At 56.1% G+C, this 19,428-nt stretch carries 20 protein-coding genes and 2 tRNA genes; 13 read left to right on the top strand and 9 right to left on the bottom strand.

Annotation, left to right across the window (positions count from 1 at the left end; all coding sequences use genetic code 11):
* Positions 1–9: 9 nt before the first annotated feature.
* Both FPY71_RS01040 and FPY71_RS01035 read right to left on the bottom strand, forming a co-directional pair.
* A complete protein-coding gene (locus FPY71_RS01040; protein WP_149296750.1) occupies positions 10–1,044 on the bottom strand; it encodes a CobW family GTP-binding protein in 1,035 nt (344 codons plus the stop codon).
* 69 nt (positions 1,045–1,113) lie between these two features.
* Positions 1,114–2,085, bottom strand: a complete 972-nt coding sequence (locus FPY71_RS01035; RefSeq protein WP_149296748.1) for an ABC transporter substrate-binding protein — start codon at positions 2,083–2,085, stop codon at positions 1,114–1,116.
* Positions 2,086–2,253: 168 nt separating this feature from the next.
* Between FPY71_RS01035 and FPY71_RS01030 the strand changes: the two genes are divergently transcribed.
* A complete protein-coding gene (locus FPY71_RS01030; RefSeq protein WP_149296746.1) occupies positions 2,254–3,024 on the top strand; it encodes an IclR family transcriptional regulator in 771 nt (256 codons plus the stop codon).
* A 115-nt stretch (positions 3,025–3,139) separates the two neighbouring features.
* Here FPY71_RS01030 and FPY71_RS01025 read toward each other — a convergent pair.
* Positions 3,140–3,215, bottom strand: a tRNA-Phe gene (locus FPY71_RS01025).
* A gap of 178 nt (positions 3,216–3,393) precedes the next feature.
* Here FPY71_RS01025 and FPY71_RS01020 point away from each other — a divergent pair.
* Positions 3,394–3,468: transfer RNA gene (locus FPY71_RS01020), tRNA-Thr, on the top strand.
* A gap of 731 nt (positions 3,469–4,199) precedes the next feature.
* Here FPY71_RS01020 and FPY71_RS01015 read toward each other — a convergent pair.
* On the bottom strand, positions 4,200–4,649 hold the full coding sequence (locus tag FPY71_RS01015; RefSeq protein WP_149296744.1) for a helix-turn-helix domain-containing protein: 450 nt from the start codon (positions 4,647–4,649) through the stop codon (positions 4,200–4,202).
* A 755-nt stretch (positions 4,650–5,404) separates the two neighbouring features.
* On the opposite strand from FPY71_RS01015, the gene FPY71_RS01010 reads away from it, so the two are divergent.
* Positions 5,405–6,037 (top strand): SH3 domain-containing protein, encoded by a 633-nt coding sequence (locus tag FPY71_RS01010; RefSeq protein ID WP_149296742.1) that lies wholly within the window; start codon positions 5,405–5,407, stop codon positions 6,035–6,037.
* 11 nt (positions 6,038–6,048) lie between these two features.
* Here the strand turns inward: FPY71_RS01010 and FPY71_RS01005 are convergent, their stop codons facing one another.
* Complete coding sequence (locus FPY71_RS01005) at positions 6,049–7,047, bottom strand: DUF808 domain-containing protein (protein WP_149296740.1); 999 nt, start codon at positions 7,045–7,047, stop codon at positions 6,049–6,051.
* Between the two features lie 69 nt (positions 7,048–7,116).
* On the bottom strand, positions 7,117–7,377 hold the full coding sequence (locus FPY71_RS01000) for a GlsB/YeaQ/YmgE family stress response membrane protein (RefSeq protein ID WP_149296738.1): 261 nt from the start codon (positions 7,375–7,377) through the stop codon (positions 7,117–7,119).
* 176 nt (positions 7,378–7,553) lie between these two features.
* Here FPY71_RS01000 and FPY71_RS00995 point away from each other — a divergent pair, with 176 nt between their 5' ends.
* Entirely contained in the window at positions 7,554–8,381 is an 828-nt protein-coding gene (locus FPY71_RS00995; protein WP_149296736.1) for a metallophosphoesterase, read from the top strand.
* Positions 8,382–8,417: 36 nt separating this feature from the next.
* On the opposite strand, the gene FPY71_RS18405 is transcribed toward FPY71_RS00995, so the two are convergent.
* Positions 8,418–8,579 carry a hypothetical protein gene (locus FPY71_RS18405; protein WP_188052166.1) on the bottom strand — a complete coding sequence of 54 codons (162 nt, stop codon included), beginning with the start codon at positions 8,577–8,579 and terminating at the stop codon, positions 8,418–8,420.
* A gap of 328 nt (positions 8,580–8,907) precedes the next feature.
* On the opposite strand from FPY71_RS18405, the gene pabB reads away from it, so the two are divergent.
* Both pabB and FPY71_RS00985 read left to right on the top strand, forming a co-directional pair.
* Positions 8,908–10,275, top strand: a complete 1,368-nt coding sequence (gene pabB / locus FPY71_RS00990) for an aminodeoxychorismate synthase component I (RefSeq protein WP_149296734.1) — start codon at positions 8,908–8,910, stop codon at positions 10,273–10,275.
* Positions 10,272–10,877, top strand: coding sequence for an anthranilate synthase component II (locus FPY71_RS00985; protein ID WP_149296732.1), 606 nt, complete (start codon positions 10,272–10,274; stop codon positions 10,875–10,877). The genes pabB and FPY71_RS00985 overlap by 4 nt, the downstream gene beginning before the upstream one ends.
* On the opposite strand, the gene FPY71_RS00980 is transcribed toward FPY71_RS00985, so the two are convergent.
* Positions 10,837–11,244, bottom strand: coding sequence for a dihydrofolate reductase (locus FPY71_RS00980; RefSeq protein WP_149296731.1), 408 nt, complete (start codon positions 11,242–11,244; stop codon positions 10,837–10,839). The two genes, FPY71_RS00985 and FPY71_RS00980, sit on opposite strands and share 41 nt — an antisense overlap.
* Before the next feature lie 281 nt (positions 11,245–11,525).
* Between FPY71_RS00980 and FPY71_RS00975 the strand changes: the two genes are divergently transcribed.
* The 5 genes from FPY71_RS00975 (at position 11,526) to FPY71_RS00960 (ending at position 16,747) form a co-directional block, all read left to right on the top strand.
* On the top strand, positions 11,526–13,133 hold the full coding sequence (locus tag FPY71_RS00975) for an OpgD/OpgG family glucan biosynthesis protein (RefSeq protein ID WP_246160084.1): 1,608 nt from the start codon (positions 11,526–11,528) through the stop codon (positions 13,131–13,133).
* Positions 13,130–13,453: a hypothetical protein gene (locus FPY71_RS18620; RefSeq protein ID WP_246160083.1), complete on the top strand. Its 324-nt coding sequence runs from the start codon at positions 13,130–13,132 to the stop codon at positions 13,451–13,453. Before FPY71_RS00975 ends, FPY71_RS18620 begins: the two co-directional genes overlap by 4 nt.
* 14 nt (positions 13,454–13,467) lie before the next feature.
* The gene (gene mdoH / locus FPY71_RS00970; RefSeq protein WP_246160082.1) at positions 13,468–15,273 is read left to right on the top strand and encodes a glucans biosynthesis glucosyltransferase MdoH; all 1,806 of its coding nucleotides are present in this window, start codon (positions 13,468–13,470) and stop codon (positions 15,271–15,273) included.
* A 13-nt stretch (positions 15,274–15,286) separates the two neighbouring features.
* Positions 15,287–16,480 (top strand): OpgC family protein, encoded by a 1,194-nt coding sequence (locus FPY71_RS00965; protein WP_149296727.1) that lies wholly within the window; start codon positions 15,287–15,289, stop codon positions 16,478–16,480.
* 81 nt (positions 16,481–16,561) lie between these two features.
* Positions 16,562–16,747 carry a DUF3329 domain-containing protein gene (locus FPY71_RS00960; RefSeq protein WP_149296726.1) on the top strand — a complete coding sequence of 62 codons (186 nt, stop codon included), beginning with the start codon at positions 16,562–16,564 and terminating at the stop codon, positions 16,745–16,747.
* On the opposite strand, the gene cobT is transcribed toward FPY71_RS00960, so the two are convergent.
* On the bottom strand, positions 16,729–17,787 hold the full coding sequence (gene cobT, locus FPY71_RS00955) for a nicotinate-nucleotide--dimethylbenzimidazole phosphoribosyltransferase (RefSeq protein ID WP_149296724.1): 1,059 nt from the start codon (positions 17,785–17,787) through the stop codon (positions 16,729–16,731). The genes FPY71_RS00960 and cobT overlap by 19 nt on opposite strands.
* Before the next feature lie 208 nt (positions 17,788–17,995).
* On the opposite strand from cobT, the gene FPY71_RS00950 reads away from it, so the two are divergent.
* Both FPY71_RS00950 and FPY71_RS00945 read left to right on the top strand, forming a co-directional pair.
* On the top strand, positions 17,996–18,742 hold the full coding sequence (locus FPY71_RS00950) for a TSUP family transporter (protein WP_149296722.1): 747 nt from the start codon (positions 17,996–17,998) through the stop codon (positions 18,740–18,742).
* Between the two features lie 93 nt (positions 18,743–18,835).
* Positions 18,836–19,396, top strand: a complete 561-nt coding sequence (locus FPY71_RS00945) for a cytochrome b (RefSeq protein ID WP_149296720.1) — start codon at positions 18,836–18,838, stop codon at positions 19,394–19,396.
* Positions 19,397–19,428 lie beyond the last annotated feature (32 nt).

The raw sequence follows: 19,428 nt of genomic DNA, 5'->3' as shown, positions 1-19,428 counted from the left end.
GAAAAGGGATCAGGCCTGTTTGGCCTCTGGCGCGCGTCCGCGCAGCGTATCGAGAACCTCGACAACAAATTCCCTTGAGAGATTGCGCGTTATGAAAACCACGCGTGATCGGCGTTCGCCCTGCGGCCAGTGCGGCAGTTCAAAGGGCGGATGAAACAGCGTCTGAACCGCTTGAAGCACGATCGGCTTTGATTTGCCGGCGATGTCGAATATGCCTTTCACGCGCAGCAGATCGCTGCCATGGGCGATAACCAGCGCATCGAGCCAATGGGCGACATGCGACCATTCAAGCGGCTCGTCGAATTCGAGCGTAAAGGTGGTGAAAACGCTGTCGTGATGATGGTGGTGGTGATGGCCATGTCCGCCATGTGCAGCCTGACCAGGCGAGAAGCCCGCATCCGCCATCCACTTTTCGACGTCCACCACGCTGCCAACCGGATTGAACGCACCGGGCGCCAGAAGATCGGAAGGCAGCACCGGTTCGGCCACACTGGATTCCATAAGTCGTGCTGACGCATTGAGGGAGCGGATTTTTGCCACGACCGATGCGTGCTCCGCAGCCAGATCGACCTTGGACAGGATAATGTCGTCCGCCACCGCGACCTGGCGCGATGCTTCCTGGAAATCATTCAGCGTGCGTTCGCCCTGGACAGCATCGACAACGGTCACCACGCGGTTGAGAACATAGCGACCGGCCACCGGAAACGTCATGAGAGACTGGATAACCGGAACAGGATCGGCAACGCCCGTGGTCTCGATAAAGACCCGGTTGAACGGTCGAACGTCACCACGGGCGAGTTTTTCGTTCAGTTCGCGCAACGTGTTGACCAGATCGCCCGACACCATGCAGCAGAGGCAGCCGGTGCTCAGTTCGATGGTGTTGTCATTGCTGGCCGCAATCAGAGCATGGTCGATGCCGATCTCGCCGAATTCGTTGACGATGACCGCGGCATCCGCAAGCGAGGGATCGCGAAGCCAGGCGTTGAGCAAAGTTGTCTTGCCGCTGCCCAGAAAGCCGGTCAGCAGGGTCACGGGAATACGCATGATATCCACTTGGAAAATGCCACCGGCCACCGCGCATCAAGGTTGGATGCGCGGTTCCGGTTCAGCGTTTCAGTTTCCGGCGAGATAGCTCGGATCGTAGTAGCGCGAGAGATCGAAGGTCTGGTCACTCTCACGCGATGCGCCCACGGCGTCGCTGATTTTCATCAGATTTTCGAGGCTAGCGGCTGTGACTTCCAACCCTGCTCCAATGGCCTTCTGCTGCTCCACGATGAAAGCATAGGATTCTTCGCAGAGTGCGCGATCAACATTGGTGTAAGCGGCCAGAATATCGATCGCCTTTTCCTTGTTGGCCGGATCATAAATCCAGTTGGCCGCATCACGCGTTGCCTGCGTAATGCCGATTGCGGCCTCGCGGTTATCCTTCGCCCAGGCAGTGTTCAAGATGAGCGGTGTCTGAAGATAGTCCTCAGTATAGTCGCCGAGCACTTTCATACCGTCCCGCTGGGCCATGGAATCAAACGGAGCGATCAGAAGGGATGCTGCAACCTGCCCGTTCTGCATTGCCACGATGCGGTCGCGGGAGTTCGCCATGGCAACCAGCTGGGCGCCAGTACCGTCCGCGCCATTCTCATTCATCAGGTATCGCAGAAGATTTGCGGTTCCACCCTGCACGCCACCCGCCGTAACCGGCCGGCCATCGATGTCGGCAACCGTTTCCACGCCCTTACCACCAACGAAGCGCAGAATGGACTTACCCAGAACGGCACCGGAAATGATGATCGGCGCATTTTGATCAATCGCACGCATGGCAAGGTCCGCAACGGACACACCCGCTTCAACGCTGCCACTCGATACTGCCTGAAGAAGCGCAGGGCTGGTCGATGCAATGAGTTCCTGCACCTCGATGTTATGGGCGTCATAAAAGCCCTGATCCTTGGCGATGGCATGAAGCCAGAGAAGCGAGCTGGGGCCAAGCATGGCGACCCGCACCTGATGCTTTTCCTGGGCTATGGCTGCGGGTGAGGCGAACGCTATCGTGGCCGCAGCGAAACATGCAGTGATGAATTTGAAAGGTCTCATATTTGCTCCTGATCTGTCCGTTGCGTTGTCGCGAATTTTGCTTGTGGCTGACTATAATTGCCCTATTTGAACAATCAATCTCAATTGTCGTATTTTGTCAATTTTGTATATTTGCAAAATTTCTCATATGACTATATTGGCAGGCCGAAAGCCCGATCCGGATACAAAATGGCCAGTCAAAACAACCTCCTGAACATCCTTCAGCTGTTCGATGGCGATGGTGTGGTACTGACGGTGGAGGACATTGCTGCAGCGCTTGGCATGTCTGTACGCACCGCCTATCGCAACGTGCGCGAACTCAGTCAGGCCGAGTTTCTCGATCCGGTAACAGGTGCCGGCTACGCGCTCGGACCAGCCTTCATTCATTTCGATCGGCTCATCCGCCAGAGCGATCCGCTGATCCACATTGCGGACGGCCCGATGGCCGAATTGCTGCAACTGGCATCACAAGCCGCCAGCGTGATCATGTGCCGCCGGTTTCGAGATCGGATCATGAGCGTTCACAAGCGGGATGGCGACGCGCCCCACCTGCCTGTCAGCTATGAGCGAGGAGCGGCAATGTCGCTCTTCGTTGGAGCGCCCGCCAAGGCCATACTGGCCTTTCTCCCCGAACGCGCATTGAAGGCGCTTTACCTTCGCAACGAGGAAGAGCTTCGCCGAACCGGTGCTGCATCTTATGCGGAAATGCGCGAGACGTTGAAGGTGGTTCGCCGGCAGGGCTATTCTGTCACCTCATCGGAGGTGGGCTCCGGGCGCGTCGGCATTGCCGCCCCAATCATGCGCATGTCGGTTGTCGTCGCAAGCATCAGTCTGGTGACAGACGCAAAGCAGGTCGATCTGGAAAGCAGGCTGCCATCGCTCATCCAGGGCGTTGTGCGGACCGCTGCCAACATCTCGGACGAAATTGAGAAACACGACGCGCAGATCTCCCGCACATAACGCTCCCATTAAATGATAGGGCAGCTTTGCACAAAGCACGCAGATATGGTGCGAGGGGTGATGAAGCCCACGGAGTGCAATTGAGCAGACGAGTTCAGCATCCTGGAAAATGAAGTGGTGCCTAGGGACGGGATCGAACCGCCGACACTGCGATTTTCAGTCGCATGCTCTACCAACTGAGCTACCTAGGCCCGCTGCCTTGCATGTTGCGGTCAAATTCGCGAACCGGCATGCGGCAGGAGTGGTCGCCTTATAGGCAAGCGTTTTTTCCGTGTCCAGCCCTTCTTTTGCATCTGGTGAGAATATGGTTTGCCCGCACGGCTTGCGCTTACGGTCTGGCTATGTAATAGAGCCGCCGTTGGCAAAAACGCTGCGGTAGCTCAGTGGTAGAGCACTCCATTGGTAATGGAGAGGTCGAGAGTTCAATCCTCTCTCGCAGCACCAGCTAGAGCGCTGCTTTTGCTTGCGCTTCTCACTCCGATAGATGGCATATAACGGGCCGACATACGGAATTTGCGCACCTTTTTGCGCACATTCGAGAGCTATTTAGAATCAACCTCCCCTGTGTTGAATGCTCAATTCGGCCTCCGCCCACAAGAAACGCAAAAGCCGGAGTGATTCTTTCCGGCATTTTGCTAAAATTTATTTTTCTGCGGTGTCAGGCAGAGGCTGTTGTGCCTTTATACACCCGTATCCAATTCGTTTCATCCCAGCGCGGTGCGGCGAGCATCGGCTGCCGCTTTTCCTTCAGCATGCCTATGACGTTGCCTGTCTTGCTGTTGCGCAAATAGCAAAGGCAGCGAACCGAGGTCCGGCTGTGGCCGGGTCTAGGCCTGCCGCTGCCTTGCCGCCCGTGACCGACGGCGCAGCCCCGGCAAGCGAGCTAGCAGAGCGATTGTCAAAAGCTTTGCGAAGCCAGTTTGGAGAGTTCGCGCCATTCCCGCCCGCGCCCCAAACGCCGGGCTCTCCAAAGCCGATGTACATCGAGCCCGGTGACATGCACCCCGGGCAAGCCCCGAAGCCTGTCAGGCCCAGCCAACGCATGCGCGGCCCTGGAGCTACTGGCAAGCTGACGTCGGAATGTCAGCAGGCGCGAGTAGCTTGGCCCGGCCGCATTTGGTGTCTGTGTGCCAGTTCAGGCAGGTGCGCAGAATCAGAAGCTCTTTCTGCGCCGCTTATGGGTTAGGTTCGTCGTTCGCCAACAACTCTGCAATTTTCAACGCGGTTTTAAGTGACACAGTTTGGTACACTTTGATGAGCGCGAGGTGCCCGCTACCAGGGATGACCTTTAATTGAAACGGCGTCTGTCCTTTAAGCTCATTGTCAATGCCGTGTGCGGAGGTAGCTGTAGACATGAGCGCTTCCACCGTAACATCCAGAGCAGAAGCCAACATTTTTAAGGCCGACGCAGAAGGGAGCGCTGCCGCGCGCAGGTAAACTGAAATTCTATCCCGGCTCAAATTTGAACGTCGGGCCAATTCAGACTGCGACCAATTTTTCTCTCTCATTAGCTCCTTAAGCCGTTCGCTGAAAATCCGCTTTGCGCGCTGACGACCTAGAAGGTCTTCGGCTTTGTCTGCCGCCTTAAAGTCATCACCGCCCAAGCCATTAATATCTTTACCCACTATAATGTCTCCGTTTTTTTGAAATCTGTATGTCGTGCAATACGAAATGTTTGCATACCAGCGCCGATCTAGCAAATTTGTATTTTATTAACGACATGATGTCAACTAATGTCGACATACAGCCTGACGTAATATAACAGCCGTAATGTCAAAACACGAAGAAATATCTACATTTGATATCGTGTGAGAACACCCCCGCAATGGCCGAAAAAGTTTACGCCAAGCAACAGCCCGGCGCTCTTTTGGGACGTCGTAGAATCGATTTTCGAGGAGGTTGCGTGACTGAGCGAGGGGCGTTTCTTAAACGCGTGCGAGCAAATTGCGCGTCTTGTTTTGACCTGCAACGACCAACCGAAAGCATACAAAACCAAGCTGATTTAAGCGAAAAAACTACTATTTAACTAAATTAGTGCATAAAATTACATACATCAAATAATATTTTACCATGCAAAGTCCTTCTACTGGCATTGGCAAGGGTAATGAAAGTGGCGAGGTGTGGCCAGAGGTTTATGTTCGCTGTGGCTTGCACCGAATCCGCACAGCCATGATTCGTCGAAAGCAGACCGAAAATCGGCAGCGTCGAAAATAAAATATTTCACGCTCGCCCGGCTGTTGTTTTGACGAACCTGCGGGTCCCTCGTGTGACAATCCCGAAACGAATCGCCCGCCAAACCGTGGTGACATTAACCAATTGGTTCGGCTTGCCCGCTATTTTCACGACGACAGCAATCCACGCAGCTGAGAAGGTTTGAGTCATGAAAAAGCCGCGCCGGAAAACCACGCGCAAGAGCCCCGCCAAATCCAGCATTGGCATGGGCTGGTGGATAGCGGGTGTCGTTGCGATTGGCTGGATCGTGCATTCCAGCAACCCCACTTTGCTGGACAGTGCAATGCGCCAACTTAACTTTGCGCAGCAGCAAGCCAAACCCGCAGCTCCGTCAGCGCCACGAGTTGCAGCTCGTCAACCGGTCACAGCCACGCCAAACACGCAGACTCAGAGACAAGCTTCACTGACCACGCCCCGGCCGCAAACTGCGCCCGCCAAACCTGTAAAACAGCAAGCCGCTGCACCCGCCTCCGCCCCCGCATCACGCCTGCAACCCAAGCCCGCGCTGACGACAACGCGCGTGCAACTGCGCGCAGAGCCATCCACCACAGCGTCGATACGCACGACATTGGATGCCGGGCAGAAAGTGCGGGTGGTGGACAATAAGGGCGAGTGGCAGAGGGTGGACGCCGGAATTTTCACCGGTTGGGTGAAAGCTCAATATCTGCGTGACGAGACATTGGCGAAGGCTGTGAAACCGCCTGCCCCGGTTGCCACTGCTTCTCGGCAGAACAAGGCACCGCCGATTCCTCCCGCGCCGCTGGCAGGGACTGCTCAATAGACCGGTAAGTTCTACGCCGCCCGTTTGAAAATACCGCTCTGCCGGACTGCAGTGAAAACCGGTGCCAGCAGATACTGGACCACCGGTATTGTGGCCACGCCTGCAACAAGGCCGATAACTCCGGCTATTGCGGCTCCGCTTAACCAGCCAAGCACCGAACTGCCAACCGGCACGGCATGGCCGACAGTTTCGGACACACCTTCAATCCAGTGTGCGGGACCGGAAATCCCGTAGGCTTCCAGCCCGTGCAACAGAATTCCACCACCAACCCACAGCATGGCAGCGGTGCCAACAAATGCCAGAACTTTGAGAAGATAGGGCATACCGAGGACAAGGCCCCTGCCCATCGCCCGGATAGCCGCACCCACAACCGGCGTGCGGAGCTGGCTGGCTGCCATGGCCATACCGGCATCATCCGCCTTGACGATCAACGCCACGGCCCCATAAACGCCTGCGGTTACAAGAATACCCACCACGGCCAGAACCGTGGCCTGCATGGCAAAGCCACCAACGGTGATGGTTGCCAGGGTTAAGGCCATAATTTCCGCAGACAGAATAAAATCTGTGCGGATGGCGCTTTGCACTTTTTCCTCTTCCAGCGCGGCGGCATTCTGAGGCTGGGCGGCATGGTCGGTGCCATGTGAAGCGTCATGAGGCCAGACGACCTCCAGAACCTTTTCCGCTCCCTCATAGCAGAGGTACAATCCACCCAGCATGAGAAGTGGCGTAATGGACCACGCAGCGAAGGCGCTGAGCGCCAATGCCGCTGGAAGCAGAAACAGAAGTTTGTTGCGCAAAGAGCCAAGGGCGATGCGCCCTACGATCGGCAATTCCCGATCTGCAGCAAAACCGACGACATATCTTGGTGTAACCGCCGTGTCGTCAATAACGATGCCGGCGGCCTTCAACCCGGCTCGCGAAGATTGTGCCACCACATCATCCAGTGATGCGGCTGCGACCTTGGCTATGGCCGCAACGTCGTCCAGCAGCGCAATCAGACCTGTTGCCACCGCCCCCTCCTGCTAAATACTCGCCCGCCCCGATGGGCAGGCGAGTATTTGCGTTGTCACAAAATGACGTCAAACACGAGCACTATTTCCACGAATGGCTCGCGCCAGCGCAATCAATATGCAAGCTCCAACGAATCCGGCAACGAGGTAGCCAAGCCAGCCACCAAACGAAATGCCAAGAATGCCAAACAGGAAGCTGGCCACTGCCGCGCCAATGATGCCCAGAATGATGTTCATGAAAACGCCAGTGTCGCTTTTCATGAACATTGTGGCGAGCCAGCCTGCCAACCCACCGATAATAATTGCTGCAATCCAACCCACGCCGTCCATGCAAACCTCCATCAGATCAATCTACAAATGTGAAATTGCCTTCGAAGGAGTAACGTCAAGCTTCCGGGACTAATAAACTTGGTGCGCGCAACCAACAACTTGCGGTTGGAAGCCGTGAATTTCTGTGCCAAACCGTTAAACAGTCAGGAATTGCACAGAACGGGTGGACCTGTTGAATGAAAAACCTGTCGCGAAGTTCTCCGCAGTCTGAAGAGGCACCTCGCAATGCGTTGAAGCGCATCGGACTGGAACACCTGGACTGCGTTACCTACGCTATCGGTGATGTTCATGGTTGTTTTGATGAACTGCGCGCACTGGAGCAACAGATCATCATCGACGCAGCCAATTTTCCCGGCGACAAGCTGATCATCATGCTGGGTGATTACGTTGACAGAGGCCCTGCGTCTTCCGGTGTCATTGATCATTTGATGCAGCCACCGCCACAGGGCTTTGTCAGGTTCTGCCTTGCTGGCAACCATGAACTGATGATGCTGGATTATCTGGAAGGGCGGGTCAGGCTGGCCGAGTGGCTGGGCTATGGCGGAGCGCAAACTCTGGCATCCTACGGAGTGGACGTGAGCCAGTACGATCAGACCGCGGCCGGGCAGGAAGCGCTGAACGTGCTTGTGCGCAAGAATATCCCACTCGCGCATCTGCAATTTCTGAAATCATTGGCAGTGTTTATTGAAGCCCCGGGATATTTGTTCGTGCATGCCGGACTTATGCCAAACATTCCGCTTGAAAAACAGGGCGACACGCTTCTGACAACAATCCGCTCGGAATTTTACTCGCAATCGCACCTGCTCGACCGGCTCGTTGTGCATGGGCACACTCCGGTGGAACAGCCAATCTATGAAGCGAACAGGGTCAATCTTGACACCGGGGCGTGCCTGACAGGGAGGCTGACCGGTATGCGGATCTGGCACCACACGGGCAGGTTTCTGTCGAACCGCCCGGGTGGTCTTGTCCGCCCGGCCCTGGTGGCCAGTGAACAGCAGAGTTAGAGCATTGCGGATGATCGATAGATCTGGCGCAACGCTTCAGTTTTTGCGCGTGCTTTCAATTGCGCTGAAAGCAAATCCCACTCCGTGGAAAAATGCCGGATAGGCGGCCTCCCGTGCTGCGCTGGCAGGGCTGTCCACGGTATCATGATCACCTTGGTTGATTTCAATCTGGGGTTTACTGACAAGACGAGTCTTCAAGACCTTATCCTCTCCGTTGCAACCTGCCAGACGCAATCGCGTCTTATGCAGATACCTCTTGCCCATCACTTACAGGCAACTAATGACTGATCGTCACGGCGAAACTGTCACGGCGAACTGGCTGGAAGATTGGTCGGATTCAAACGATTTGCAACCCTTAAACGCATAAAAAACAATTAAAGATGGTGGGCAGCAATTTCTGCTCGTCATTTAATCGCAGTATAAAATTTCATCATGACCGGTGACTTTTGACGGTTTCCATTGCCTGATTGTATCATTGGGCCAAGACGTTTTGACGTTACAGCCATGCATGTGCCAGTGAAGTTAGATGTGGATACGCTCGCTTGAATTTGCCGACCCGTTTGAGGCCGCACGCAGACTGCAACCCCTTGGCGGAGTTGCATTTCTGGACAGTGCCCTTGGCGATTCAAAACAGTCACTCTACAGCTTCGTAGCGGCGGCGCCTTTCGCTGAATTCGAGGCACGACCGGGCGAAGGAGATCTGAATGCCCTACGGGCTTTGCTCGCACGGTACAGAATTGCTCCTGAGCCGGATATGCCACCCTTTATCGGCGGTGCGATCGGGTATTTTGCCTATGATTTCGGCCAGACTCTTGAGCGGCTGGACCGGCCGCAAGACTGGCACAATGCTGCACGCCTCGCTTATCTGGCGCTCTACGACACCGTGCTCGCCATCAACCTGCACAGTAACAAATGTTTCCTGATCAGTACCGGATTTTCGGAAACGCTGGACAATTCCTCGCCGCTGCGTGACCGCAAGGCACAAGCAGAAAAACGGCTGGAACTGTTTGAAACAGCATTGGCCCGTGCACCGCGGGCTTTGGCTGAAAATCCGCTTGTCACCAGTTTCAAATCAGATTTTACGCCTCAGACCTATGCCGCCTCTATTGAACGGGTGCAGAACTACATTCGTGCCGGCGATATTTATCAGGCCAACATCGCCCAGTGCTTTGAGGCAGATTTGCCTTCGGATTTCGACGCCATGGCATTCTATGCGCGGTTGCGGCAAACCAACCCCGCGCCATTTGCCGCCTATCTGGAAACACCCGGCCAAATCATTGCGTCATCCTCGCCTGAGCGGTTCATCAGACTTCAGGGCCGAAACGTGGAAACCCGTCCGATCAAAGGCACGGCACGGCGGGAAAAAGACCCGGTGCGCGATGCACAAACTGCCGCGGCGTTGCAGGCATCGGTCAAGGACCGGGCCGAGAACATCATGATTGTCGATCTTCTGCGCAATGACCTTTCACGCGTCTGCACCCCGGAATCGGTCAATGTTTCAGTATTGTGCGGGCTGGAAACCTACGCATCGGTGCACCACCTCGTTTCGGCCGTAACGGGAGAATTGCGGACAGGATATGATGCGCTTGATCTGGTGGCGGCAACCTTTCCCGGCGGATCGATCACCGGCGCACCGAAAATTCGCGCCATGGACATCATCACTGAAATCGAGAACCGCCTGCGCGGGGTCTATTGCGGGGCAATCGGCTATATCGGCTTCGATGGGGCGATGGATCTGAATATTGCGATACGCACTGTCAGCATTGCGCAGAACCGGGCCAGTTTTTCGGCCGGCGGCGGAATCACCATTCTATCTGATGCCGCCGGGGAATATGATGAAAGCTTCGCCAAGGCAGCGCGTCTGCTGCAAGCCTTTGCGGGAGCAGACACATGATTCTCATCATCGATAATTATGACAGCTTCGTTTTCAATATCGCGCGATACTTTGAACGGCTTGGCCAGACGGTGCAGGTTGTGCGCAATGATGATGTGTCGGCAGAATCACTGATGGCCGACATGCCAGAGGCGCTGGTTGTCTCTCCCGGCCCATGCAGCCCGCTTGAGGCTGGCGCGTCACTGCCGATTGTTCAGGCACTTTCCGGCAAGCTGCCGATACTGGGTGTTTGTCTCGGACATCAGGTCATCGGTGCCGCCTTCGGCGGCGAGGTTACCCGTGCTCACCGCCCGTTGCATGGCCAGGCTTCCGTGCTGGAACATACGGGGGAAGGCTTGTTTGCCGGTTTACCGCACCCGGCAACGGGCGGGCGATACCATTCGCTGATCGTGCGTGAAACGCCGGCCATGTTGAGCCAGTTGCGAATCGACGCCAGATCTGCGGAGGGCGAGATCATGGCGCTGAGCCATCGGCAGCACCCGACATATGGAATTCAATTTCATCCGGAATCGGTGCTGACTCCGGATGGCTTGCGGATCATCGAAAATTTTCTATCGGTTGTCAGCGCTGTGCACCTACGGCAACCAGCCATTCCGGCTTGAACCAACGGTCTGCTGGTCCGTCATAGGGCATCCTGTTGATGTCCCAGTGTCTTACAAAGGGTGCATAAACATCCCAGACAGCGGGTCCGCCTCCAACATAGACCACCCTGTCGGCAAATCGCGCCAGAATGTTTTGCGGGTCGTCAGATCTGCGAATCTCGACAATGGTTCTGGTGCGGCGCACAAAATCCGGGAATGATGCGGTGGTTTTCGGACCGGCAATCAACACATGGCCCTGAGTGATCTCAAAAAAGCGCTCTACATCCTCCACAAATGCACGCTCGCGGGCACCTTCCCAGGGCAATTGACCATCCAGCCCTAGTTGCCCGCTCTGCCCTATGGCGCAAATAACCCTGACATCAGCCATTGCCTGCCTCTTTTTTTCTGATCTAACCGCTCTAGCTCAACAAGAGCGCAAAGCGGCCCAAGCTTTGCCTTGATACGCATCTAACGCAACAACCATATTGAAGACGCTTCTGCGCAAATGGTTCAGAAGTCGTTCATCGATAATGCTGTAAACAGACATCATCGCCCAATGCGGCGCTGGTAAATTTGGTTTTTTTGCGTATGCTCACAAAGCGCACAGGCCCTGAAAAGAAGATTTCCGAACCGGTGAACTTTTTCCACGCTCCCACAAGGCGAAGCGCCTTGAAATATGCCCTTGCTGGCGTTCTTTCCACGCTGCTGTCCCGCAGTGCTTTCGCACAGGACGCAGAGCCCGCGCCGGTGCCCGCTGCGCCGGCTGAAGTGCCTGCGGCAGAGGCCGTTGCGCGAGAGGCTGCAACCGTGGTGGATCTGAACAATTTCAGCTTCGATGCACTTTCTGCTGCAATGCGGAATCGGGCTGCCCAGCCCTATTCGCCGCCGCCAAGTGACCTGCCGCCCCCCATTCAGGGACTGGATTATGATTCCTATCGGCGCATTCTGTACCGGCGGGACAGAACAGTCTGGCTGAACGATCCGTTCAATTTTCACATGCAGGCCTATTTCCCTGGCTTTTTGTACAAGGCTACGACTCGCGTTCATATTGGTGATGGCACCCGCTTCTCACTCTACCCGTTTTCAGGTGCTGATTTTGAGTTTCTCGCACCGCTGGATGCCAACCAGTTCAACGAATTGCCTTTGCCCGGCGTGGCAGGCTTCAGATTGAATTATCCGCTGGATCTTCCAGACAGGTTCGACGAGCTGGTGTCCTTTCTGGGCGCCAGCTATTTCCGCGCTTTGGGCATGGGCAACCGCTATGGCCTTTCCGCCCGCGGTCTTGCGCTGAACACGGCCACCAGCGTGGCAGAAGAATTCCCGCGGTTTTCGGCTTTTTATATCGTGCAGCCCAAACCGGGCGAAGAATCAATTCGCATTTATGCCGAACTGGACAGCCCCAGCCTGACGGGTGCCTACGCATTTGATATCCGCCCCGGCGCAGAAACCGTGATCGACGTGACGAAGCGGTTGTATTTCCGCCAGCCGGTAGAGCGCCTGGGCGTTGCACCTCTCACGTCGATGTATTTCTTCGGCGAGAATGATCATCCGGAGCGGGAGGATTTCCGACCCGAGGTGCATGACAGTGACGGCCTGTTCATTGAGCGGGTGAACGGTGAGAAGCTTTGGCGACCGCTGAAGAACCCGACAGAGCTGGCCTTGAGTTATTTTGGCGAATCCTCACCCAAAAGCTTCGGGCTATTGCAGCGGGACCGCGATTTTGACCACTATCAGGATGTGGAAGCCCGTTACGAGGTGCGCCCGTCTCTGATCGTTGAGCCGTTGGGTGACTGGGGACGCGGGGTCGTGCAACTGGTCGAAATTCCAACCGAATCCGAAATCAATGATAATATTGTGGCCTTCTGGGTACCGGAAGAACGACCTGAAGCCGGCAGCGAATACGAATTTCGCTATCGGATGCGCTGGGGTACACTTGACGAGAAACGCAGCGATCTGGCAGTGATCACGGGCAGCTTCGCCGGACTGGGTGGCAACGCCGCACAGACCGGGGATGTCAACACACGACGTTTCGAAATCAATTTCGAAGGCGGCACGGCTGCCAACATGCCGGGTGGAACGGTGGTTGAACCGCTGGTGGATGTGGCGCAGAATGCCAGAGTTGAGCATATCGGGGTAAGCCGGCTACCATCCGGGGGCTGGCGGCTTTCTATCGAGTTGGAAAAGCTTGACTCCGCGCCAGTTGAATTGCGAGCGAAACTTTCGGTTGCCGGGCGCGTTGTCAGCGAAACATGGCTTTATCAATGGATCGGCCAATGACCGCACTCATGGATATTCGCATGGATCAACTGACAGCCGCCGCTTTGCCGGCAGGCGAGCTTGTGGGGCGACCTGACCTTACGGAACAGCAGGTTCTGCAGGCCATTGCGGAACGGCTGGCTTTTGAAGGCCGCCATGGGCCAGAGCCTGCCGTCGTGCTTCTGGCGGCCCGGATAGGCAAACGCAAAGCGCTGGCATTCCTGCGCAAGCTGGTTCTGCCGCCACGCGTTGCCACGCTGGAAATGCCCGAGAGGCCAATCATGCGTTCACACTACAGCGCCGTCTCGCATTCGCATCTGCACGAAACTCCGGCAAACTGACTGGACTTAAAACATTGGTCGTCATTGGAAGATTTGTCTTCGCGCTTGCCGCGTTTGTGCTTGCTGTATTGGCCGGTGTGCTGTTTGCCACGGTCATTACGGCCAATGGTGCCACGTGGCTGCATTTCGTTCAGATTGGCTTGTTGATCGTCTGCTGCGTCTGGCTGGCCTGGGGTTTCAATACTGCAGTAGCCGGTATTTTCTTTTCCAGAGCGCATAAGCGCCGCCGCGCCGGTGTTTTGCCTGCGGTTTCGCGCAACCGCACTGCAATTTTAATGCCGGTCTATAATGAAGATGCTGGTGCGGTCATGGCGCGTGTTGCCGCCATGCTTGAAGGGTTGCGCCGCATACGCAGACTGGCTGGATTTGACTTCTTTGTCCTGTCCGATTCCACCCGCGCCGACTGCGTGGATGAAGAACGTCGTACGGTTTTTGAAGTTGCGGGGGCCTTGGAAACTGGCACCCACCTCTATTACCGCCACCGGGAAAAGAACACCAACCGCAAAGCAGGCAATGTTGCAGAGTTTGTGACGCAGCAAGGTGGTGCCTACGAATATATGCTGGTGCTGGATGCAGACAGCCTGATGCGGCCTGAAACCATGGTGGAAATGGTTGCGCGGATGGATGACGACCAGGAGCTGGCCTTGCTGCAGACCCAGCCGTTGATCATCAACCGAAGCACGATTTTTGGACGAGCGCTGCAATTCTCCGCTGCGTTGTATTCGCCGTTTTTCTCGCGCGGGATCGCCGCTTTACAGGGGCGCGAGGGACCGTTCTGGGGTCACAACGCGATCATCCGCATCAGGGCTTTTGCCCAGAGCTGCGGGCTGCCGCATTTGCCGGGTGTACCGCCCTTCGGCGGGCATATTTTAAGCCACGATTTCGTTGAAGCAGCTTTGCTGGCGCGTGAAGGCTGGAAAGTGCGTGTGGAGCCCGATCTTGAGGGCTCGTTTGAAGAAGCCCCGTCCAATCTGATCGAATATGCCAAGCGCGACCGGCGCTGGTGTCAGGGCAATCTGCAGCACGGTTTGCTGATTGGCGCGCCCCGGCTGTCGTTCTGGAGCCGGGTTGCCATGATTTGCGGCATTATGGCTTATGCCGCCTCGCCCATCTGGCTCATGTTTCTGATTGTTTCCATGCTGGATCCAATTCTGGCCACTGCCCCCAACTACTTCCCGACAGACAGCCTGTTCCCGGTGTTTCCACGTCCGGAAACCGGCAAGGCGCTGCTGTTGCTGCTTGGCATTTTCACATTGCTGCTTCTTCCCAAAACACTGATAGCGTTTCGCACAGCCCTGTCGCACCGGGCAAAACGCTTTGGCGGTGGCATTGCAGTGCTGATGGGTGCAACCTGCGAACTGATCCTGACCAGCGCCCTTGCGCCGATTATGATGCTGTTTCAATCAAAAGCCGTTGCCGAAATTTTGATGGCGCGTGATAGTGGCTGGCCTTCCACCGATCGTGATGACGAGGGATTGCCTCTCAGCACCGCATTTGCGGCAAGCTGGTGGATGGTCATTGCCGGGGCGGTTCTCCTGTCCACCACCTTCATTTACGCCACCAACCTGTTTCTGTGGATGCTGCCAATCGGGCTTCCGCTTGTGGTATCGCCCTTTTTCATTTCGCTGACCGGCAATCCGGCTCTGGGTCGAATTGCCCAACGTCTGTCGATCTTTGCGACACCGTTTGAAATTGCTCCCGAACCCGTGATCCTGGCGTCCTATGCATGGCGCGACAGGCTTGCCCGTTCGGCCAGCACCCTATCTTCACTGCGAAGGGACTCGCAGCCGGGACCAACACTCACGGTAGCCCAAGGTTAAAGGGCTGGAGACAATGAGCATTTCTGAAAAAGCATTTCTCCGGCCGGAGAGGGATTACCGCGTTGATTTTTTCCGGGGCATAGCTCTGGTCATGATCTTCGTAAACCACATTCCCGGCATTATGTGGGAGCATTTCACCAGCCGCAATTTTGGCTTTTCCGACTCAGCCGAAGGGTTTGTGTTTCTGGCCGGCCTGGCCAGCGCCTTTGCCTATGGCCGGCTGTATCTGGAAGGTTCGCCACTGGTTGCCTCACTGAAGGCCGCACGGCGTTCCGGCGTTTTGTATCTGGTGCACATCGCCCTGACGATGTCGGTCATTTCGCTGTTCATCTGGTTTGCGATGGCGCGCGGCAATGGCGAAATCCTTCGGCAGATCGGGCTTGGCACCTTGTTGACCCAACCTCTTGATGCTTTGTATGGCGTGGCCACACTGGGCAATCAGCTTGGTTACCTGAACATTTTGCCGCTCTACAGTGCGTTGCTGCTCCTGCTTCCCGTCATGCTGTTCTGCATCCGGCTGATCGGGCTGAAGGGGTTTCTGGCAGCTTCCGTGGCTGTTTGGCTTGCGGCCGGAATGTTGCGATTGAACATTCCAAACTATCCAAATGCCGGTGGCTGGTTTTTCAACCCGTTCTCATGGCAGTTGATTTTTGCCATGGGGTTGTATTGCGGCTTTGAGAAACTGCGCGGGCGCGCTGCTGTTGCCTATTCGCCCAAGCTCTATGCGGTAGCCGTTGCCTGGTTGTTGTTTTCCTGGGCGTTCATCGCTTTCCGCTGGTGGTATCTGGAGCGGATGATACCCTTGCCATCGCTGTTTGTTGGCTTCGATAAAACCTTTGCTTCGGTGCCACGTCTGCTGCACCTTGCGGCACTGGTCTATGTCCTGGCGTATGCGCCCTCGTTCACGGCAATTTCCAGGGTCGGCAGAGACAATCCGTTGACGATGCTGGGGCGCCATTCACTTCCAGTGTTCGCCGTTGGCACATTTCTGTCGCTGTGGGCGCAGGCTTTGCGCTTCGGGCATGACACGACCATAGCCTACGATACGATTCTGGTTGCAGCCGGACTTTCCATACAGTTTGGTCTGGCCCGGTACCTGGACTGGTGGGGGCAGGTTTCCAAGCCAGCACCGCGCCGCGTGGCATCCACCAAGCCGGCCAAAGCCGAAGCGGCGGATGCTGCACAGCCTTTGCCAAAGGTGTTATAAAGCACTGTCCCTCGTTGAAGCGATTTCGCTGCAACGGGGGAATGCGCCCTGAATTGAAATTATCTGAGGAACCTGAAGTTCATGGTGCGTGATTCCAACCATCCGTTTTTCCGGCCCCTCTGGCGGCGAGTTGCTGTCATTGCTTTCTGCGTTGCGTGGGCCGGTTTCGAGTGGTGGAATGATCAGATGCTCTGGGCGGCAATTATGCTGGCTATCACCGCCTACGGCATCTTCACTCTGTTCATCAATTACAAGGCGCCGGAGTGAGCTCCGTTCGGCTTGCCGCCTGGCGCATCCCGGTCTGAAACACCGGCCTGCGAGAATGTGGCCATGTCATTGTGGCAGGCGACGGCAGCCTTGACGATGCTGGCGGCAAGTGCAGCGCCCGTGCCTTCACCAAGGCGCATTCCCAGTGCCAGCAATGGCACCTTGCCCATCATCTGCAATGCTTTCTGGTGCCCCGGCTCGGCGGATACATGGCCAAACAGGCAATGGTCCAGCGTTTCCGGCGCCAGCTTGAACAAAACCGCGGCAGCGGCAGTGGCCACATAACCATCGATGATCACCGGTACCCGCTGCAAGCGGGCGGCCATGATGGCACCGGCCATGGCTGCGATTTCCCGTCCACCCAGACGGCGGAGAACTTCCAGCGGATCGTTCAGATTGCCAGCATGCAGTGCAAGTGCCTGACGGACCACGTCAATCTTGTGCTCCAGCCTGTCGCTGCGCTGCCCACTGCCAGGGCCAACCCATTCACGCACATCGCCGCCGAACAGGGCAGCAAACAAGGCAGCAGCCACAGTGGTGTTGCCGATGCCCATTTCCCCCAGGCACAACAGGTCCGGCTCTCCAGCCAGACACTCCATGCCAAAGGCCATAGTGGCCGCACAGTCCCGCTCGGAGAGGGCCGCTTCCTCGGAAATATCGGCAGTGGGGAAATCCAATGCCAGGTCAAACACCTTCAACCCAAGATCGAAGGTCGCGCAGATCTGGTTGATGGCAGCGCCACCGGCAGCAAAATTTTCCACCATCTGCTGGGTAACGGCAGATGGGTATGGTGAAACGCCCTTGGCGGCGACCCCGTGATTGGCCGCAAAAATTGCCACAACCGGGCGATTGACCGTCGGTGCACGCCCCTGCCATGCAGCCATCCACTCGGCGATTTCCTCCAGCCGGCCCAGCGCCCCGGAAGGTTTGGTCAATTGTTCCTGCCGATGGCGCGCATCATGGCGGGCGCGCATATCCGGGCCGGGCATCTGGCCAATCAGTGCGCGAATATCATCAAAAGGCAGGCCGGTGGCAGACATCTATCATTTTCCGATCGCAGGCTGGATTGGGCCCTGTGTAAGAAATCAACGACCGGTGTGCAATGCCATGCTTCAAACGCCATTGCGGCTTCACATGGGAAAATACGCGCCAACTCATTGTTTTGCCGATTTGTCTTGCCGTTGAAACAATTCCGTTTCCATTGGAAATGTTTTAGACGCAGAAGGCTTCTCTTGGATCGGTTCCGTCATGTCCCCTGAACTCATTATTGTTCTGATTATTCTGGTTGCCTTTGTTGCCGGCTTTATTGACGCCATCGCAGGGGGTGGCGGACTGATTGTCATTCCGGCGCTGCTGCTCGGCGGAATTGATCCGCTGACGGCGCTCGGAACCAATAAACTGCAGGCATTGTTCGGCTCGGGGTCAGCAACATTATCCTATGCCCGCAAGGGCCTGATTGATGTGCGCAGTTTGCTGCCAGCCGTTGCGCTGTCTTTTGCAGGTGCCTGCCTTGGCGCATTGCTGGCCACGGTTCTGCCGCCGCATCTTCTGGGAATGGTTCTGCCCTTCCTGCTCATTGGCATTGCCATTTATTTCGCATTGCAGCCGCGACTTTCCGATGCAGACCGTGAAAGACGCATATCTCCACTGACCTTCACTCTGTTCGTTGCACCGTTGATCGGCGCTTATGACGGGCTGTTTGGACCGGGAACCGGCTCGTTTTTCATGATCGCCTTTGTGGCTCTGGCCGGATATGGCGTGTTGAAAGCAACGGCGCATACAAAGCTGTTGAATTTCGCTTCCAATTGCGGCGGCTTCCTGATTTTTGCCGCTTCAGGCTCCATTCACTGGCAGCTTGGTCTGGCCATGGGCGTGGCGCAGTTTCTGGGAGCGCGTTTGGGTGCCGCCTCTGCCATGCGCTTCGGCTCCAGCCTTATTCGTCCTCTTCTTGTCACTGTTTGCATTGCCATGGCCATTCGTCTGCTGACGAGTTGACGCGTGACAGACATGTTTCGTAACGCGAATTTGCCTTTTCAACTTCTGGAATTGCTCTAACTTACCGCGCAGGCAACCACGGAGACTGTGCGCATGGCTTCTGGATCAGCGGGTTGGCTGGACTCCCCGGCAAAATATGGCCGGGTCAGCCGATTTTTCCACTGGGCTATGGCGGCTTTGTTGCTTTGGCAATTCACCAGTGCAATCCTGCGCGTGGTGGCAAAAGACACTGCAGTTGCAGGGTTTTTCTGGTCAACACATTTCAGCGTTGGTTTTTCAATTTTCGTGCTGGTCTGGCTGCGCGGTATCTGGGGGCTTTACAACTATGCCTCAGGCCATCGCCCGTCCTATGCCGGCATACACTTTGGCAGGCTGGCGGTGCTCGGCCACCTTGTTCTCTATGCATTGATGGCAATGATTCCCACCATGGCCATTGTGCGTGCCTATGGCAGCGGGCGAGGCTTCACCCCGTTCGGCATCGAAATTTTTGCAGCAACAGGTGAGCGGATCCCCGCTCTCATGGCACCTGCAAATGCGGCCCATGGCCTGCTTGGCTGGCTGTTGCTAGTGCTGATCGTCGGCCACATCATGATGTCGGTCTTGCACCGGGTGGTGTGGAAAGAGGATATTCTGAGCCGAATGTCTGCTCGATAAAACCTGCCATGAAATTGCCGTTATAAAGCATT

Origin of the sequence: Aureimonas fodinaquatilis, from assembly GCF_008369445.1 — a bacterium.
In the GTDB taxonomy this organism is placed as follows: Bacteria; Pseudomonadota; Alphaproteobacteria; order Rhizobiales; family Rhizobiaceae; genus Aureimonas; species Aureimonas fodinaquatilis.
This window is presented reverse-complemented; position numbering and strand designations above follow the sequence as displayed.

Bases quoted from the DNA above. Each gene is read 5' to 3' on its own strand.
- FPY71_RS01040 (WP_149296750.1), bottom strand. From the start codon at position 1,044: ATGCGTATTCCCGTGACCCTGCTGACCGGCTTTCTGGGCAGCGGCAAG.
- FPY71_RS01035 (WP_149296748.1), bottom strand. From the start codon at position 2,085: ATGAGACCTTTCAAATTCATCACTGCATGTTTCGCTGCGGCCACGATA.
- FPY71_RS01030 (WP_149296746.1), top strand. From the start codon at position 2,254: ATGGCCAGTCAAAACAACCTCCTGAACATCCTTCAGCTGTTCGATGGC.
- FPY71_RS01010 (WP_149296742.1), top strand. From the start codon at position 5,405: ATGAAAAAGCCGCGCCGGAAAACCACGCGCAAGAGCCCCGCCAAATCC.
- FPY71_RS01000 (WP_149296738.1), bottom strand. From the start codon at position 7,377: ATGGACGGCGTGGGTTGGATTGCAGCAATTATTATCGGTGGGTTGGCA.
- FPY71_RS00995 (WP_149296736.1), top strand. From the start codon at position 7,554: ATGAAAAACCTGTCGCGAAGTTCTCCGCAGTCTGAAGAGGCACCTCGC.
- pabB (WP_149296734.1), top strand. From the start codon at position 8,908: ATGTGGATACGCTCGCTTGAATTTGCCGACCCGTTTGAGGCCGCACGC.
- FPY71_RS00985 (WP_149296732.1), top strand. From the start codon at position 10,272: ATGATTCTCATCATCGATAATTATGACAGCTTCGTTTTCAATATCGCG.
- FPY71_RS00980 (WP_149296731.1), bottom strand. From the start codon at position 11,244: ATGGCTGATGTCAGGGTTATTTGCGCCATAGGGCAGAGCGGGCAACTA.
- FPY71_RS18620 (WP_246160083.1), top strand. From the start codon at position 13,130: ATGACCGCACTCATGGATATTCGCATGGATCAACTGACAGCCGCCGCT.
- FPY71_RS00965 (WP_149296727.1), top strand. From the start codon at position 15,287: ATGAGCATTTCTGAAAAAGCATTTCTCCGGCCGGAGAGGGATTACCGC.
- FPY71_RS00960 (WP_149296726.1), top strand. From the start codon at position 16,562: ATGGTGCGTGATTCCAACCATCCGTTTTTCCGGCCCCTCTGGCGGCGA.
- cobT (WP_149296724.1), bottom strand. From the start codon at position 17,787: ATGTCTGCCACCGGCCTGCCTTTTGATGATATTCGCGCACTGATTGGC.
- FPY71_RS00950 (WP_149296722.1), top strand. From the start codon at position 17,996: ATGTCCCCTGAACTCATTATTGTTCTGATTATTCTGGTTGCCTTTGTT.
- FPY71_RS00945 (WP_149296720.1), top strand. From the start codon at position 18,836: ATGGCTTCTGGATCAGCGGGTTGGCTGGACTCCCCGGCAAAATATGGC.